Genomic DNA, 16,027 nt, shown 5'->3' with positions numbered 1-16,027 from the left:
CTCAGACGCTCTCCGTGCTCACCGGAGCGGCGTCCGCGGTACGGCGCCTGCGCACCGCCCAGAACACCGCGCTGCCCGCGACGACGGTCACGCCGACGCCGATCACGCCCGCGAGACCGCCGGACAGACGGGCGTTGTCGACGTCCTTGACGCCGTAGTCGGCGAGCGGGGAGTCGGCGACGGCGTGCTCCTCGACCTTCTGGTCGATGCCCTGGTCGGCGGCGACCTTCTCCAGGCCGTCGGGGTTCGCGGACGCGTAGAAGCTGACGAAACCGGCCAGCACGAGGGAGGCGACCAGACCGGACACCCACAGCGTGCGCCGGGAGGTGCGCGCCGGGGCGGGCGCCGCGGGCGCCTCCTCGGCGGGGGGCACGTCCACGAGTTCGCCGTTCACCCGCAACTGGAGCTTCTGCCCCAGCCCGCGCGCCCCGTACACCAGGTCCGGGCGGACGGCGACGACGGCGCCCACCGTCAGCGCGGTGATCGCGGCCTCACCGATGCCGATCAGCACGTGCACGCCGACCATCGCGGTGGCCACCTTGCCGATCGCGATGTCGGTGGTGCCGCCGATCCAGTAGAGGAGGGTGAAGGCGAGGGCGGCGGCCGGCACGGAGAGCAGCGCGGCGACGAAGGACGCGGCGGTGATCGCGCCCCGGCCGCGCGGCAGCACCTTCACCAGGCCCCGGAAGACGGCGTACGCCACCACCGTCGTCACGATCGCCATGTCGGTGATGTTCACGCCGAGCGCGGTCAGTCCGCCGTCGGCGAAGAGGATGCCCTGCATCAGCAGGACCACGGACACGCACAGGACCCCTGTGTAGGGGCCCACGAGTATCGCGGCGAGCGCGCCGCCGAGCAGATGGCCGCTGGTTCCCGCCGCGACGGGGAAGTTCAGCATCTGCACGGCGAAGATGAACGCGGCCACCAGGCCGGCCAGCGGCGCGGTCCGCTCGTCGAGCTCACGGCGCGCGCCGCGCAGGCTCACGGCGATGGCGCCCGCGGCGACGACGCCGGTCACGGCCGAGGTGGGGGCGTTGATGAATCCGTCAGGTACGTGCACCGTTCGATGATAGTGGCTTGATGCGAACGGGTTGCAAGAGCGAGTGACTTGTTCGACGGCTTCTCGCACAAGTACGTGTATCGCACATGTGAGATGTTGCGGCGCCGGCGGGCGGGCGCCGGGAAATGTGCGACATTGGAGAGGCGGCGGACGCACAGCCTCCGCACAGGTCACTCAGGGTGAAGGGGCCGTCAGATGTCTGCAGTCGAACAGTACGCGCGAGCCCACATCGTCACCGACGCGGACCTGATCGAGGAGGAGCGGTCCGCCGTCCCCGTGGTCCTGCGCTACGACCCCGACGACGACCCCCGCTCCGTCCGCGTCGGCCTGCCGGGCCGGCACGAGTGGACCGTCGCCCGCGCCCTCCTCGAACAGGGCCTGTCCGCCCCCGCGGGCAGCGGAGAGGTCCGCGTGTGGCCGTGCGGCCGGGTCCAGGCCGTGGTCGAGTTCCACTCCACGCAGGGCGTCTCGGTGGTCCAGTTCGACTCCAAGACCCTGCTGCGCTTCCTGCGCCGCACGTACACGGCGACGGCCCAGCCGGTCGGCGGCCGTTAGCCAGGCCCTGTCGTCACATTGCCGTCTGCCGTCTGCCGTCTGCCGTCTGCCGTCTGCTGTCAGCCGCCCGCCTTCAGCAGCGCCGCCACGATCGGTCCGGCGGTGTCGCCGCCGTGGCCGCCGGCCTGGACGACGCCCGCCGCCGCGAGGTCGCCGCGGTAGGCGGTGAACCAACCGTTGGGCTTCTCCTGGTTGTCGACCTCCGCCGAGCCGGTCTTCGCGCCGTAGTCCGGGCCGAGCCCGGACATCGCCTCGGCGGCCGTGCCGTAGGCGGCGGTGTAGCTCATCAGCTCCCGCAACTGCGACAGCGTCGACGACGACATCGTGCGCGAGGCGGTGGCCAGGGTGCGGTCGTCGACCGAGGGGGCCACCAGGTACGGCTGGTGGAAGGTGCCCGACTTGACCGTCGCGGAGACCGACGCCATGTTCAGCGGGTTCATCCGCACGCCGCCCTGCCCGATCAGCGACGCGGCCTTCTGCGCCTTCGACTGCACGGGCACCGAGCCGTCGAAGGTGGGCACGCCGATCGCCCAGTTGTTCATCGACAGGCCGAAGACCTGCTGCGCCTGCTTGGTCAGGCTGTCGTCGTCCAGCTCGCCGGCCTGGCTGATGAAGGCGGTGTTGCAGGAGCGGGCGAAGCTCGCCTTGAAGGTGCCGCCGTCGATCTTGAACTCGTCGTCGTTCTGGAACTTCCAGCCGCCGTACGTGAAGTACTTCGGGCAGGGGTGCGCCTTGTCCGCCGACGCCAGCCCCTTCTCGATCAGCAGCGACGCCGTGATGACCTTCATCGTGGAGCCGGGGGCCAGGGACCCCTGGAAGGCCGTGTTGAAGTTCGGGTTGCTGTTGGCGACGGCGAGGATCTCACCCGTCGAGGCCCGCATGAGCACGACCGAGGCGCGCGAACGGCTCGCCACCTGCTTCTCCGCCGCGGCCTGGAGGGCCGGACTCAACGTCGTCTCGATCGTGCCCGGCGTGCCCTCGCTGAGCTCCAGGAGCGTCTTGTCGGAGGACTTCTTCGCCTTCGACGCCTTGCCGCGCACCACGCGCAGTTCGACGCCCGCCGTGCCGCCGGCCTTCTTGCCGTACTTCTCGCGCAGCCCGTCCAGGACGGTGGCCAGCGACGGGTACTTCGCGGCGGTCAGCTCGCCGCCGTCCCGGTCGAACGCCGTGACCGGCGGGTCGCCCGCCTCGCCGGTCACCAGGGTGTCCCCATCGGCCAGATCGGGGTGGACCACCGACGCGTGCCAGTCGACCAGCGGCTCGCCGTCCGACGTCCGCCGCACGACGGTCAGCGCGCTGCTGTACGCCAGCGGCTTGGCGGCCTTCTTGTAGCTGACCGTCCCCTTCACCGAGAAGGGGATCTTGTCGCCCGAGCGGGTGCCCGCCGTGAGGGTGACGCCGGTGACGTGGGCGTCCTTCGTGTAGCCGGTGAGCAGGGCGGTGGCGGCCGTCGGGTCGTCGGTGGCGGCGGCGGCCTGCGCGACCTTGCCCTGCTGCCAGGCCGTGAGGAACGTCTGCGCCGCGGTGGTGACCTCCTTGGCCGACAGTGGGCCGGTCCTGACCCGCGCCTTCTTCGCGGCGGTCGTCGTCGGGCCGTCCTCGGCCGCCGCCCCGCCGCCGTACAGCGCGTAGGCGCCGAGACCGGCGCCGCCGACGACGACGGCGATCATGCCGGCGACCATCGCGGGCCGCTTGTTCCGTCGCTCGGCGACGCGTCTTCTCTTGCCCACTGCCTGCCGTCCTCCGCGATCCCCGGGGCCGCCTCGCCCCTCTGTCCCCGCCGGTATGCCCGAACCCTCACCCACCCAACGACGGCGGCCAGCCTAGAGTCCCCTCCTGTGGAGTGACGTCACGTGTGACGTCAGCCACCCGGCCTACGGGCGGCGGCCCCGGGTCCTTCGTACAGCCGCCCCGGGTCCTTCGTCCGGCCGCCCCGGGCACTGGGTGCGGCCTACCTCGGGCACTCGGTACGGCCGACCCCGGGCACTCGGTACGGCCGACACCGGGCCACTCGGTGCGGCCGTCCCCGCGCCGTCCGTTGAGCCGCCGTCCGTTCAGCCGCCGGCCTTCAGGACGGCCGCGACGATCGGGCCGGAGGCGTCGACGCCGTGGCCGCCGTCCTGGGTCATGGCCGCGGCGGCGACGTCGTCGCGGTAGCCGGTGAACCAGCTGTCGGACCGGGCCTGGCCGTCGACCTCGGCGGAGCCGGTCTTCGCGCCGATGCGGCCGCTCAGGCCGGCCATCACACCGGCCGCGGTGCCGCTGGTCGCGGTGCGGTTCATCATCGAGCGCAACTGCTGCACCGTACCGGCCCGCAGCCCGTTCGCGCGGGCGATCTCGCGGTCGTCGAGGCTCTGCGGCACGATCACCGGCTGGCGGAAGACGCCCGTCATCGCGGTCGCCGTCACCGACGCCATGTTCAGCGGGTTCATCTGGACCTGGCCCTGGCCGATCAGGTTGGCCGCGGTGTCCGGGCCGCCGGACGCCGGGACCCGGCCGTCGAAGGAGGCGATGCCGGTCTTCCAGTCGTTGCGCCCGAGCCCGAAACGATCCTGCGTCTCCCGCGTCAGCGAGTCGACCGCGACCTCGTCGGCGAACTTGACGAACGCCGTGTTGCAGGAGCGCGCGAAGCTCTCCGAGAGGGTCGCGTCCTCGTCCGGGTCCAGACCGTCGATGTTGTGGAAGGTCTGGCCCTCCGACATCGCCTCGTCGGGGCAGGGCGCCGGCCCGTCCGCCGTGGTCAGGCCGTTGTCGATGAGCGTGGCGGCGCTGACTATCTTCATCGTGGAGCCGGGGGCCACGGTGCCCTGGAAAGCGGCGTTGAAGCCGTCCGCCCGGTGGTTGGCGACCGCCAGGACGTCACCGGTGCTGGGCTGGACGGCAACCACCGAGGACTCGGGGTACTTCTGCACCGCCTTCTCGGCGGCGGCCTGCACCCGTGCGCTGAGCGTGGTGGGCACCTTGCCCGCCCTGCCCTCGGCGAGGGTCAGCAGCGGGGTGTCGGCGACCCCCGTGCCGGCGTGCCGGATCGCCAGCTCGATGCCGGCCGTCCCGCCCGCCCGGTCGCCGTACTTGGAGCGCAGCTCGTCCAGGATCGCCCCGAGCGAGGGGTACTCCTCCTTCGTCAGGACCTTGCCGTCGCGGTCCACGGCCTCGATCGCCGGCGCCTGCGACTCACCGGTGACGAGCGTGTCGTCCATCGCCGTCAGCTTCGGATGCACCACCGACGGCTGCCAGTCCACCAGCGCCCGCCCGGTGGTGAGCCCCCGCACCACCGTCAGCCGGCTCGAGTACGCCAGCGGCTCGGACTTCGCCCCGTACGACACCGTCGCCTTCACGCCGAACGGCACGGTGTCCCCGCTCGCCGTCCCCGGGGTGATCTTCACACCGGTGATGTGCGCGGCCTCCGCGTACGAGGTCAGCAGCGGCTCCGCCATCTCGGCGTTGTTGGTGTACGACGCCGCGGTCGCCGCGTCGCCCTGCTCCCAGGCCGCGAAGAACGCGGCGGTGGTGTCCTTCACCTCGGAGCCGCTCGGCGGCCCGCTCCGCACGGCCGCCGGCCCGCCGCCCCCCGCTCCGCCGCCGCCCCCGTCCAGCGCGCTCACGAAGTTGTACGTGCCGTACCCGGCCCCGCCCACCATCACGGCCAGTACCGAGCCGACGATCGCCGCCTTGGCCCCCTTGCGCATGCCCCGCACCCTCCCCGGCATCCCCGTTGTCCCCGTGAGCCTCTCCGGCGAATCTGAACGCGTTCGAAAAGGCTTCCTGTGTTCGCACTGTAAGCGGGGCCGGGGGTGTCTGTGACGGGCGTTTCCGGAACTTGTCCGAACGGAGATCAGTTCATGGGGACAACCGGGCCATCAGGTGACGGAATCAGACCCAGGTATCCAGCCACATACGTGAACGCCAGGAGTCGATCGGGATCGCCTGGCCGGTGTACAGCGGCCAGAAATAGATGAAGTTCCACGCGATCAGCAGCACCAGCACGCCCGCCGCCGTCGCGCCCACCACCCGCCGGGTGTCGCTCGACCCCGGACGCCCGACGATCGCCCCGGTCATCATCGCCACCGCCAGGCACAGGAACGGCAGGAAGACCACGGCGTAGAAGAGGAAGATCGTGCGCTCCTGGTACAGGAACCACGGCAGGTAGCCGGCCGCGATCCCGCAGGCGATCGCACCGGCCCGCCAGTCGCGGCGGAACAGCCAGCGCCACAGGACGAACGCGATCGCGAAGCAGGCCGCCCACCACAGCACGGGCGTACCGATCGCCAGGACCTCCCGGGCGCACTTCTCGCCCGCGTCCGCCGGGCAGCCGTCCACGCCGGGCGCCGGGGACTCGTAGAAGTACGAGACCGGGCGGCCCAGGACGATCCAGCTCCACGGGTTCGACTGGTAGGTGTGCGGGGACGTCAGATGGGTGTGGAACTCGTACACCTCGTGCTCGTAGTGCCACAGGCTGCGCAGCCAGTCGGGGAACAGCCACGTCCAGCTGCCGCCCCTGCCGTCGGTGGCCGCCCAGTTGCGGTAGTAGCCGCCCGAGCCGTCGTCGGAGGAGAGGATCCAGCCCGTCCACGACACCAGGTACGTCACCAGCGCGACCGGCACCGTGGCCAGGAACGCCAGTCCCGTGTCGCGCCGCAGCACCGCCCGGTAGGGGCGGCGGGCCCCGGCCACCCGGCGCGAGGAGACGTCCCACAGGACCGCCATCAGGCAGAACGCGACCATGATGTACAGGCCGTTCCACTTGGTGCCGATGGCCAGGCCCAGCATCACACCGGCCGCCCAGCGCCACGGGCGCGGGCCCAGACGGGTCGTCTCGGCGATGTGCGCGTCCGGGCGGTGCAGCCCGTCGGCGTCCGGCGGCAGCGCGGCCGCGAGCCGCTCGCGCGCCTTGTCGCGGTCGATCAGCAGACAGCCGAACGTCGCCAGCACGAAGAACATCAGCACCCCGTCCAGCAGCGAGGTGCGGCTCATCACGAAGTGCAGCCCGTCGACGGCCATCAGCGCGCCCGCCAGACAGCCCAGGAACGTCGAACGGAACAGCCGGCGCCCGATGCGGCACAGCATGAGCACCGACAGCGTGCCCAGCAGCGCCGTCATGAACCGCCAGCCGAACGGATCGAACCCGAAGATCAGCTCGCCCAGCCCGATGACGTACTTGCCGACCGGCGGATGCACCACGTACGCCGCGTCCGACGGGACGGTGACATGGCCGCCCGAGGAGAGGATGAGGTCGTTGGCGTTCTTGTCCCAGTTGACCTCGAAGCCGCGGTGGACGAGCGCCCAGGCGTCCTTGGCGTAGTACGTCTCGTCGAATATCACCGCCTTCGGGCTGCCCAGGTTCCAGAACCGCAGCACGCCCGCCACCAGCGTGACCAGCAGCGGACCGCCCCAGCCCGACCAGCGCAGCACCCGCTCCACCGCCGTGGGGGGCACCCCCAGCGCCTCCCACAGGCGCGGGCTCGGCTCGGCGAACGGCGGCACCAGCCGCTCCCGGACGTCGCCGCCCGGCTCCGCCGCGTATCCGAAGCGGCGCAGCCGCTGCCGCCACGACGGCCGCTGGTCCTGCGGCGCCTGGTCCTGCGGCGCCTGGTCCTGCGGCGCCTGGGCCTGCGATGCCTGGGCCTGGGGCGCCTGGTCCTGCGGTGCCGGGGCCTGCTGCCGGTGGCCCGTGGAGTCCGTGGAGTCCGTGGAGTCCGTGGAGGACGCGGTACTGGTCACCGCGCCATCGTAGGGAACCCTTCTGTGGGATTTCCGTGTCTCACCCCCTGCGAGACTGGAAACGTGACAGTCGCACCCGGAACCCTGGTCCTTGCAGGAACCCCCATCGGGGACATCGCGGACGCCCCGCCCCGGCTCGCCGAGGAACTGGCCGCCGCCGACGTCGTCGCCGCCGAGGACACCCGCCGGCTGCGCCGGCTGACCCAGGCGCTCGGCGTGACGCCCAAGGGGCGCGTGGTGTCGTACTTCGAGGGCAACGAGTCCGCCCGCACGCCCGAGCTGGTCGAGGAACTGCTCGGCGGCGCGCGCGTGCTGCTCGTCACCGACGCGGGCATGCCGTCCGTCTCCGACCCCGGGTACCGGCTGGTCGCCGCCGCCGTCGAGCGGGACGTCCGGGTCACCGCCGTACCGGGCCCGTCCGCCGTGCTCACCGCCCTCGCCCTGTCCGGGCTGCCCGTCGACCGCTTCTGCTTCGAGGGGTTCCTGCCGCGGAAGGCGGGGGAGCGGCTGTCGCGGCTGCGGGACGTGGCCGAGGAGCGCCGAACCCTCGTCTACTTCGAGGCCCCGCACCGGCTGGACGACACCCTCGCCGCGATGGCCGAGGTGTTCGGCGGGGAGCGGCGCGCCGCCGTCTGCCGCGAGCTGACCAAGACGTACGAGGAGGTCCGGCGCGGGCCGCTGGCCGAGCTGGCCGCGTGGGCGGCCGAGGGCGTGCGCGGCGAGATCACCGTCGTCGTCTCCGGTGCGCCCGAGCGCGGGCCCGAGGAGCTCGACGCGGCGGAACTGGTGCGGCGGGTCCGGCTCCGCGAGGAGGCCGGCGAGCGCCGCAAGGAGGCCATCGCCGCGGTGGCGGCGGAGGCGGGACTGCCCAAGCGGGAGGTGTTCGACGCGGTGGTGGCGGCGAAGCACTCCGATCAGGCGCCCTGAGCGGTGCGCCGCGGGGTGAGCGGTGGCGGGTCGCGCCGTGGGACCGCGCCGTGGGACCGCGCCGTGGGACCGCGCTGTGAGACCGCGGTGCGCCGCGGGGCGCGGGCCGGGTGCGGCCGGTCACGCGGTTCCCCGCGCCCCTGGGGGCGCTGTCCCACCGGGCGGTAAAGAAGTGCCCGTGAGTGCAAAGCCCACAGGCCGTCCACCGCACCAGATCGGCAAGCTCCGCCCAAATCACTCCCAACACTCGACAGGCCCGCTGCGCCCGCACCGGCGGAGGAGTCCACTGGACGCCGGGGACGCACCCGTCCCCCGCCCCCGAACGGGATTCCGGGGGAATCCCCGCGCCCGGGGGCGTCTGTCCAGCGGACAACGGGAGCTGGCATGAGTGAGATCACAGGGCAGACAACCGGCCACCTGCGCGCCGCGGCGATCCCCGTCGTGCACGAGTCGTACTCCTTCGCCTGCATGCGCTGCGGGCACGGCTGGGAGCAGTCGTACGAGATAGAGCACCACACGGACGCCGGCGGACACGAGTTCGTCCTCTACGTCGCGAACGGCCGGACCGTGCCGTCCCCGCTGAGCCGGCCCACCTGCCTCAACTGCGACGGGCACCTCGTGCGCATCATGCGGGCGGGGCAGGTCGCCTCGGTGCTCAGCGCCTCCGGCCGCCCCCGCCGCACGCCCCCGGCCGGACCGGTGGAGCTGCCGGAGCCCGCCGCCGGGAGCGGCGGCCGGGAGGACGGCCGCGCGAACGACCGGGAGGGCGGCCGGGAGGGCGGCTGGGAGGACCGGCACGAGCGGCGTCCGCGCCGCGAGCACCACTGGCACCTGTCCGACCTGCTGCACCCCTTCCAGCACCGGGCGGGCTGAGCCGGACGGCGGCCGGAGGCGGACGGCCGCGGACACGCCCCCTTCCGTAGGATCGGGGCATGCCTTCGAACGCCGACAAGAACGCGGCGCCGCCGCTCCCGGCCCCCCTCGGGGTGCCGGTCGCCGACTCCCACACCCACCTCGACATGCAGTCCGGCACGGTGGAGGAGGGGCTCGCGAAAGCCGCGTCGGTCGGCGTGACGACGGTCGTCCAGGTCGGCTGCGACGTCCGCGGCTCCCAGTGGGCGGCCGAGACGGCGGCCGCGTACGACGCCGTCCACGCGGCCGTCGCCCTGCACCCCAACGAGGCCCCGCGCATCGTGCACGGCGATCCCGACGGATGGTCCCGGCAGGGGGCGCGCCAGGCGGAGGGCGCGGCGGCGCTCGACGAGGCGCTCGCCGAGATCGACCGCCTGGCCGCGCTCCCGCACGTCAAGGGCGTCGGAGAGACCGGACTCGACTACTTCCGCACCGGCCCCGAGGGCAAGGAGGCGCAGGAGCGGTCCTTCCGCGCCCACATCGAGATCGCCAAGCGGCACGGCAAGGCCCTCGTCATCCACGACCGCGACGCCCACGCGGACGTCCTGCGGATCCTGAAGGAGGAGGGCGCGCCCGAACGCACCGTCTTCCACTGCTACTCCGGCGACGCCGAGATGGCCGAGATCTGCGCCCGCGCCGGGTACTTCATGTCCTTCGCCGGCAACGTCACCTTCAAGAACGCCCAGAACCTGCGCGACGCCCTCGCCGTCGCCCCCCTGGACCTCGTCCTCGTGGAGACCGACGCCCCCTTCCTCACCCCGGCGCCCTACCGGGGCCGGCCCAACGCCCCGTACCTCGTCCCCGTCACGGTCCGCGCCATGGCCGCCGTCCGCGGCATCGACGAGGACGCCATGGCGACCGCCCTGGCCGCCAACACCGCCCGCGCCTTCGCCTACTGAACGCTGGGTAGCCGCGCCGCTTTGGAGAGTGACGATCACTCCGCTAGGTTCTGGGGGCCCGATCCGGACCCCTCTGGACCCCCTCCGGCCCCTGGAGCGCGTCGGCGTGAGCAACTCGCAGTACCAGACGTTCGAGCCGTACGACCCGGGGCCCGCGGAGCCCTACGGCCCGCAGAACCCGTACGGGCCGAGCGGGCAGTACGGGCCGAGCGGGCCCTACACCCCGATGGAGCCCTACGTTCCGGTGGAGCCCTACGGGCCGAGCGGACCGTACGGCGCCGGCGAGAGGTACGGCGCCGACCAGGGGTACGGCGCCGGCGAGGGGTACGCGGCCGGCGAGGAATACGCCGCCGACGAGGGGTACAGGCCCGACGGGTACGGGCCCGACGGGTACGGGCCCGACGGGTACGGGCCCCCGCCCACCATGCCGCTGCCCGACCCGCACAGCGCGGAGACGGTGGCCTATGGCGTGTACGCGGCGCCGGGGCCGTACGCGGACACCTACCGCCCCGCCTACGAGACGACGCCCGAGCCGGTGCCCCCGCCCCGGTCGGACGGCCCGCCCGGGGCGAGCGCGGCCGGAGCGGGCGTGCCCGGGGCGAGTGTGCCCGGAGCGAGCGTGCCCGGGGCGGGCGCGGCCGTCCCCGCGCGCGCCGGGACGGGGCGGCGCACCGCGCGCCGGCGCAGGGCGCGCTACGCCCAGCGCCCGGACTCCACCATGCGCCGCCTGCTGCCGCAGGCGCTGGTCGTCGCCTTCCTCGCCGGCGGCACCGCCGCCTTCGTCGCCAAGGACAAGGCGGTCGAGCTGACCGTCGACGGCAGGTCGCGCACCCTGCACACCTTCGCCGACGACGTGACCGAACTGCTCGCCGAGGAGGGCGTGGCGTTCGGGACGCACGACGTGGTGGCGCCCGCCCCCGGCACGGAGCTCACCAGCGGCGACGAGATCGCGGTGCGCTACGGCCGTCCCGTGCGGCTCACCCTCGACGGACACCGGCGCGAGGTGTGGACGACGGCGCGCACGGTGCAGGAGGCGCTCGGACAACTCGGCGTGCGCGCCGAGGGCGCGTACCTCTCCGCCTCGCGCTACCAGCGCATCGGGCGGGGCGGCCTCGCGCTGGACGTCCGGACCGAGCGCGCCCTGACCATCATGGCCGACGGCCGTGCCCGCACCGTCCGCACCAACGCGGCGACCGTGCGCGAGGCGGTCGAGGCGGCCGGGATCACCCTGCGCGGCCAGGACACCACCTCCGTCCCGCCCGCCAGCTTCCCGCGCGACGGGCAGACCGTCACCGTGCTGCGCATCACCGGCGCCAAGGAGGTGCGGGAGGAGGCGATCCCCTTCCAGGTGCTGCGGGCCGAGGACCCCTCGCTGTTCCGGGGCACGGAGGTCGTGGAACGCGCCGGACAGCCGGGCCTGCGCCGGATCACGTACTCCCTGCGCACCGTCAACGGCGTCCGGCAGAAGCCGCGGCGGATCCGGACCGAGACCGTGCGCGAGCCGCGCGCGCAGGTGGTGAAGGTGGGCACCAAGCCGCTGCCGCGCTCCGTGCGGGGGGCCGACGGCCTGGACTGGCGGTCCCTCGCGGACTGCGAGTCCGGCGGCCGCCCCGACGCGGTGGACCCGTCCGGCACGTACGGCGGGCTGTACCAGTTCGACACGCACACCTGGCAGAGCCTCGGCGGCAGCGGCCGCCCCCAGGACGCCCCGGCGGCGGAGCAGACGCTGCGTGCGAAGAAGCTGTACATGCGGCGGGGGTCGAGTCCCTGGCCGCACTGCGGGGCCCGGTTGAAGGGGAAGGGGTGAAGGGGAAGGGTCGGTCGAAGGGGAAGAGTCGAAGGGGCTCGGTCGAAGGGGTGAGCGGGGGCGGCTCGCGGGGTGCCGCCGTACCGGGCAACCGCGCCCGGCGCACCCCCGTACCCTTGTCCCGTGAGCAGCCCCACCCCCGACGCCCTCCTGGGCCCCGCCGACATCCGCGAACTGGCGGCCGTCCTCGGCGTGCGGCCCACCAAGCAGCGCGGCCAGAACTTCGTGATCGACGCGAACACGGTCCGCCGTATCGTCCGCACCGCGGAGGTACGGCCCGACGACGTGGTCGTGGAGGTCGGGCCGGGGCTCGGCTCCCTCACCCTCGCGCTGCTGGAGGTCGCCGACCGGGTCACGGCCGTCGAGATCGACGACGTACTGGCCGGCGCGCTGCCCGCGACGATCGCGGCGCGCATGCCGCAGCGCGCGGAGCGGTTCGCGCTGGTGCACTCCGACGCGATGCACGTGAGCGGGCTGCCGGGCCCGGCCCCGACCGCGCTGGTGGCCAACCTGCCCTACAACGTCGCCGTGCCCGTACTGCTGCACATGCTCGCCACCTTCCCGAGCATCGAGCGCACCCTGGTCATGGTCCAGTCGGAGGTCGCCGACCGGCTCGCCGCCGCACCCGGCAACAAGGTGTACGGCGTGCCGTCCGTCAAGGCCAACTGGTACGCCGACGTCAAGCGCGCCGGCGCCATCGGACGCAACGTGTTCTGGCCCGCGCCGAACGTCGACAGCGGGCTCGTCTCCCTGGTCCGCCGGACCGAACCGATCAAGACCACGGCGCCGAAGGCCGAGGTCTTCGCCGTCGTCGACGCGGCCTTCGCCCAGCGCCGCAAGACGCTGCGCGCCGCGCTGGCCGGCTGGGCCGGTTCCGCCGCCGCGGCCGAGGCGGCCCTGGTCGCCGCCGGGGTCTCCCCGCAGGCGCGCGGCGAGTCGCTGACCGTCGAGGAGTTCGCGCGCATCGCCGAGCACCGGGAGAAGGAGTCCGCGTGAGCGTCACCGTGCGCGTGCCCGCCAAGGTCAACGTCCAGCTCGGCGTGGGCGCCGCCCGCCCCGACGGCTTCCACGACCTGGCGAACGTGTTCCTCGCGGTCGGCCTGTACGACGAGGTCACCGCCACCCCGGCCGACGCGCTGCGCGTCACCTGCGAGGGGCCGGACGCCGGCCAGGTCCCCCTGGACCGCACCAACCTCGCCGCCCGCGCGGCGATCGCGCTCGCCGAGCGGTACGGCCGCACCCCCGACGTGCGCCTGCACATCGTCAAGGACATCCCCGTCGCCGGCGGCATGGCGGGCGGCAGCGCGGACGGCGCGGCCGCCCTCCTCGCCTGCGACGCGCTGTGGGACACCCGCGCCACCCGCGACGAACTCCTCGGCATCTGCGCCGAACTCGGCAGCGACGTCCCCTTCAGCCTGGTCGGCGGCGCCGCCCTCGGCACCGGGCGCGGCGAGAAGCTGACCGCCCTGGACGCCGGCGGCACCTTCCACTGGGTGTTCGCCATGGCCGCGCGGGGGCTGTCGACGCCGGCCGTGTTCCGGGAGTTCGACCGGCTCGCCGAGGGCCGCGACATCCCCGAACCCGTCGCCTCGCCGGACCTCCTCGACGCCCTCGCCGAGGGCGACCCCGACGCGCTCGCCGCCGCCGTCTCCAACGACCTCCAGCCCGCCGCCCTCTCGCTCTTCCCCGAGCTCGCCGACACCCTCGCCGCCGGGCGCGCGGCGGGCGCGCTCGCGGCGCTCGTCTCCGGCTCGGGCCCGACCACCGCGTTCCTCGTGCGCGACACCGCCGCCGCGGCGGCCGTCGCCGAGGCGCTGCGCACGTCCGGGACCTGCCGGACCGTGCGCACGGCGACGGGACCGGCGCCCGGCGCGACGGTCCTGCGCGAGCGGCCCTGACCCGCGTGACGGTCCTGCGCGAGCGGTCCTGACCGCGGGAGGTCGGGCCATCGACCGGCGCGCATTACGCTGGGAGGCTGACGATCCCCCCGGGCAGGAGAGAAATGGCCGTCAATCTGGTCAATGTCGAGAACGTGAGCAAGGTGTACGGCACCCGTGCCCTGCTCGACGGCGTCTCCCTCGGCGTCTCGGAAGGGGACCGCATCGGCGTGGTGGGCCGCAACGGTGACGGCAAGACCACCCTGATCCGGATGCTCGCCAAGCTGGAGGGGGCCGACACCGGGCGCGTCACCCACTCCGGGGGCCTGCGGCTCGGGGTGCTGACCCAGCACGACTCCCTCGACCCGACGGCCACCGTCCGGCACGAGGTCATCCGGGACCTCGCCGACCACGAGTGGGCCGGCAACGCCAAGATCAGGGACGTTCTCACCGGCCTCTTCGGCGGCCTGGACCTGCCCGGCTTCCCGCAGGGCCTCGACACCGTCATCGGCCCCCTCTCCGGCGGTGAGCGCCGCCGTATCGCGCTCGCCAAGCTGCTCATCGAGGAACAGGACCTGATCGTCCTCGACGAGCCCACCAACCACCTCGACGTCGAGGGCATCGCCTGGCTCGCGCAGCACCTGCGCGAGCGCCGGTCCGCGCTCGTCTGCGTCACGCACGACCGCTGGTTCCTCGACCAGGTCTGCACCCGCATGTGGGACGTCCAGCGCGGCGTCGTCCACGAGTACGAGGGCGGCTACTCCGACTACGTCTTCGCCCGCGCGGAGCGCGAACGGATCGCGGCGACGGAGGAGACCAAGCGGCAGAACCTCGTCCGCAAGGAGCTCGCCTGGCTGCGCCGCGGCGCCCCCGCCCGCACCTCCAAGCCCCGCTTCCGCGTCGAGGCCGCCAACGAGCTGATCGCGGACGTGCCGCCGCCCCGGGACAGCAGCGAGCTGATGAAGTTCGCGTCCTCCCGGCTCGGCAGGACCGTCTTCGACCTGGAGGACGTCACCGTCCAGGCGGGGCCCAAGGTGCTGCTCAAGCACGTCACCTGGCAGCTCGGCCCCGGCGACCGCATCGGCCTCGTCGGCGTCAACGGCGCCGGGAAGACCTCGCTGCTGCGGGCGATGGCCGAAGCGGCCCGGACCGGGGGCGAGGCCCAGCCGGCCGGCGGGCGGATCGCAGTCGGCCGGACCGTCAAACTCGCCTACCTCTCCCAGGAGGTCGCCGAACTCGACCCGACCTGGCGGGTCCTGGAGGCCGTCCAGCGGGTCCGGGAGCGCGTCGACCTCGGCAAGGGGCGCGAGATGACCGCCGGTCAGCTGTGCGAGACGTTCGGCTTCGGCAAGGAGAAGCAGTGGACGCCGGTCGGCGACCTGTCCGGCGGTGAGCGCCGCCGTCTCCAGCTCCTGCGCCTGCTGATGGACGAGCCCAACGTCCTCTTCCTCGACGAGCCCACCAACGACCTCGACATCGAGACCCTCACCCAGCTCGAGGACGTCCTCGACGGCTGGCCCGGCTCGATGATCGTCATCTCCCACGACCGGTTCTTCGTCGAGCGCACGACGGACCGCGTCTTCGCCCTCCTCGGCGACGCCACCCTGCGGATGCTGCCGCGCGGCATCGACGAGTACCTGGAGCGGCGCCACCGCATGGAGGAGGCGGCCGCCGCCGCGGCCCCCGCCCCGGCCGCCGCCCAGAAGACCGCCCCCGAGAAGAGCGCCGCCGACCAGCGCGCCGCCAAGAAGGAACTCCAGAAGATCGAGCGGCAGTTGGACAAGATCTCCGAGAAGGAGACCAGGCTCCACTCCCAGATCGCCGACAACGCCACCGACTTCGCGAAGGTCGCCGAACTCGACACCCAGCTGAGGGAACTGGCGGGCGAACGCGAGGAACTGGAGCTGCGCTGGCTGGAGCTGGCCGAGGACGCGTAACGGGCACGGGCGGCCGCACCTGTGGCGCCGCCCGCACCTCAACCCGCCCCCCTGGCGCGCGAATCGCTCACCCGCGCGCCTTCACCCCCGGCGTGAGCCGTTCCCCCGCGCGCCCCTGCCCACGGCGTGATCGCCTCCCTCGTGCGCCCTCGTCCGTTCCCCCACCCCGCGCGCGAGGGCAGCGCGTGCGCCGCGTGAAGGGGGCGTGAAGGCGCATAACAACGCCATCACGGGCCGGTGCGCCCTTGGGAACAGGCGCCGATACGGGCCCCTGCGCTGTCGGTACCGGGTGATAGAAAGAGCCGTCTGAGAACTTCTTGAGAACGACTCTG

12 protein-coding genes are annotated in these 16,027 nt (G+C 73.4%); 8 read left to right on the top strand and 4 right to left on the bottom strand.

Going from position 1 to position 16,027, the window contains the following annotated elements:
* Position 1: 1 nt before the first annotated feature.
* Positions 2-1,060 (bottom strand): energy-coupling factor ABC transporter permease, encoded by a 1,059-nt coding sequence (locus ACFV9M_RS23575; protein ID WP_385067625.1) that lies wholly within the window; start codon positions 1,058-1,060, stop codon positions 2-4.
* A gap of 195 nt (positions 1,061-1,255) precedes the next feature.
* Between ACFV9M_RS23575 and ACFV9M_RS23570 the strand changes: the two genes are divergently transcribed.
* The gene (locus tag ACFV9M_RS23570) at positions 1,256-1,615 is read left to right on the top strand and encodes an SsgA family sporulation/cell division regulator (RefSeq protein WP_385067623.1); all 360 of its coding nucleotides are present in this window, start codon (positions 1,256-1,258) and stop codon (positions 1,613-1,615) included.
* A gap of 59 nt (positions 1,616-1,674) precedes the next feature.
* Here the strand turns inward: ACFV9M_RS23570 and ACFV9M_RS23565 are convergent, their stop codons facing one another.
* From ACFV9M_RS23565 to ACFV9M_RS23555, 3 genes are all read right to left on the bottom strand, one after another.
* Complete coding sequence (locus ACFV9M_RS23565) at positions 1,675-3,345, bottom strand: penicillin-binding transpeptidase domain-containing protein (RefSeq protein WP_385067621.1); 1,671 nt, start codon at positions 3,343-3,345, stop codon at positions 1,675-1,677.
* Positions 3,346-3,669: 324 nt separating this feature from the next.
* Complete coding sequence (locus tag ACFV9M_RS23560; RefSeq protein ID WP_385067618.1) at positions 3,670-5,304, bottom strand: penicillin-binding transpeptidase domain-containing protein; 1,635 nt, start codon at positions 5,302-5,304, stop codon at positions 3,670-3,672.
* A 184-nt stretch (positions 5,305-5,488) separates the two neighbouring features.
* Positions 5,489-7,336, bottom strand: a complete 1,848-nt coding sequence (locus ACFV9M_RS23555) for a dolichyl-phosphate-mannose--protein mannosyltransferase (RefSeq protein ID WP_385067616.1) — start codon at positions 7,334-7,336, stop codon at positions 5,489-5,491.
* A 63-nt stretch (positions 7,337-7,399) separates the two neighbouring features.
* Between ACFV9M_RS23555 and rsmI the strand changes: the two genes are divergently transcribed.
* From rsmI to ACFV9M_RS23520, 7 genes are all read left to right on the top strand, one after another.
* Entirely contained in the window at positions 7,400-8,263 is an 864-nt protein-coding gene (gene rsmI, locus ACFV9M_RS23550; protein WP_385067613.1) for a 16S rRNA (cytidine(1402)-2'-O)-methyltransferase, read from the top strand.
* A gap of 384 nt (positions 8,264-8,647) precedes the next feature.
* Positions 8,648-9,136, top strand: a complete 489-nt coding sequence (locus tag ACFV9M_RS23545) for a hypothetical protein (RefSeq protein WP_385067612.1) — start codon at positions 8,648-8,650, stop codon at positions 9,134-9,136.
* A 59-nt stretch (positions 9,137-9,195) separates the two neighbouring features.
* Positions 9,196-10,074 carry a TatD family hydrolase gene (locus tag ACFV9M_RS23540; protein WP_385067609.1) on the top strand — a complete coding sequence of 293 codons (879 nt, stop codon included), beginning with the start codon at positions 9,196-9,198 and terminating at the stop codon, positions 10,072-10,074.
* A gap of 424 nt (positions 10,075-10,498) precedes the next feature.
* Entirely contained in the window at positions 10,499-11,881 is a 1,383-nt protein-coding gene (locus ACFV9M_RS23535) for a ubiquitin-like domain-containing protein (RefSeq protein WP_385067737.1), read from the top strand.
* A 123-nt stretch (positions 11,882-12,004) separates the two neighbouring features.
* The gene (rsmA, locus tag ACFV9M_RS23530) at positions 12,005-12,877 is read left to right on the top strand and encodes a 16S rRNA (adenine(1518)-N(6)/adenine(1519)-N(6))-dimethyltransferase RsmA (RefSeq protein WP_385067606.1); all 873 of its coding nucleotides are present in this window, start codon (positions 12,005-12,007) and stop codon (positions 12,875-12,877) included.
* A complete protein-coding gene (locus ACFV9M_RS23525; RefSeq protein WP_385067604.1) occupies positions 12,874-13,779 on the top strand; it encodes a 4-(cytidine 5'-diphospho)-2-C-methyl-D-erythritol kinase in 906 nt (301 codons plus the stop codon). Before rsmA ends, ACFV9M_RS23525 begins: the two co-directional genes overlap by 4 nt.
* A gap of 104 nt (positions 13,780-13,883) precedes the next feature.
* Complete coding sequence (locus ACFV9M_RS23520) at positions 13,884-15,695, top strand: ABC-F family ATP-binding cassette domain-containing protein (protein ID WP_385067602.1); 1,812 nt, start codon at positions 13,884-13,886, stop codon at positions 15,693-15,695.
* Positions 15,696-16,027 lie beyond the last annotated feature (332 nt).

The sequence above is a fragment of the Streptomyces sp. NPDC059895 genome (assembly GCF_042731035.1).
Lineage (GTDB): Bacteria > Actinomycetota > Actinomycetes > Streptomycetales > Streptomycetaceae > Streptomyces.
Note: the sequence above shows the minus strand (reverse complement) of the source record. Positions and strands in the feature narration are given on the sequence as shown.

Bases quoted from the DNA above. Each gene is read 5' to 3' on its own strand.
- ACFV9M_RS23570 (WP_385067623.1), top strand. From the start codon at position 1,256: ATGTCTGCAGTCGAACAGTACGCGCGAGCCCACATCGTCACCGACGCG.
- ACFV9M_RS23560 (WP_385067618.1), bottom strand. From the start codon at position 5,304: ATGCGCAAGGGGGCCAAGGCGGCGATCGTCGGCTCGGTACTGGCCGTG.
- ACFV9M_RS23535 (WP_385067737.1), top strand. From the start codon at position 10,499: ATGCCGCTGCCCGACCCGCACAGCGCGGAGACGGTGGCCTATGGCGTG.
- ACFV9M_RS23545 (WP_385067612.1), top strand. From the start codon at position 8,648: ATGAGTGAGATCACAGGGCAGACAACCGGCCACCTGCGCGCCGCGGCG.
- ACFV9M_RS23540 (WP_385067609.1), top strand. From the start codon at position 9,196: ATGCCTTCGAACGCCGACAAGAACGCGGCGCCGCCGCTCCCGGCCCCC.
- ACFV9M_RS23520 (WP_385067602.1), top strand. From the start codon at position 13,884: ATGGCCGTCAATCTGGTCAATGTCGAGAACGTGAGCAAGGTGTACGGC.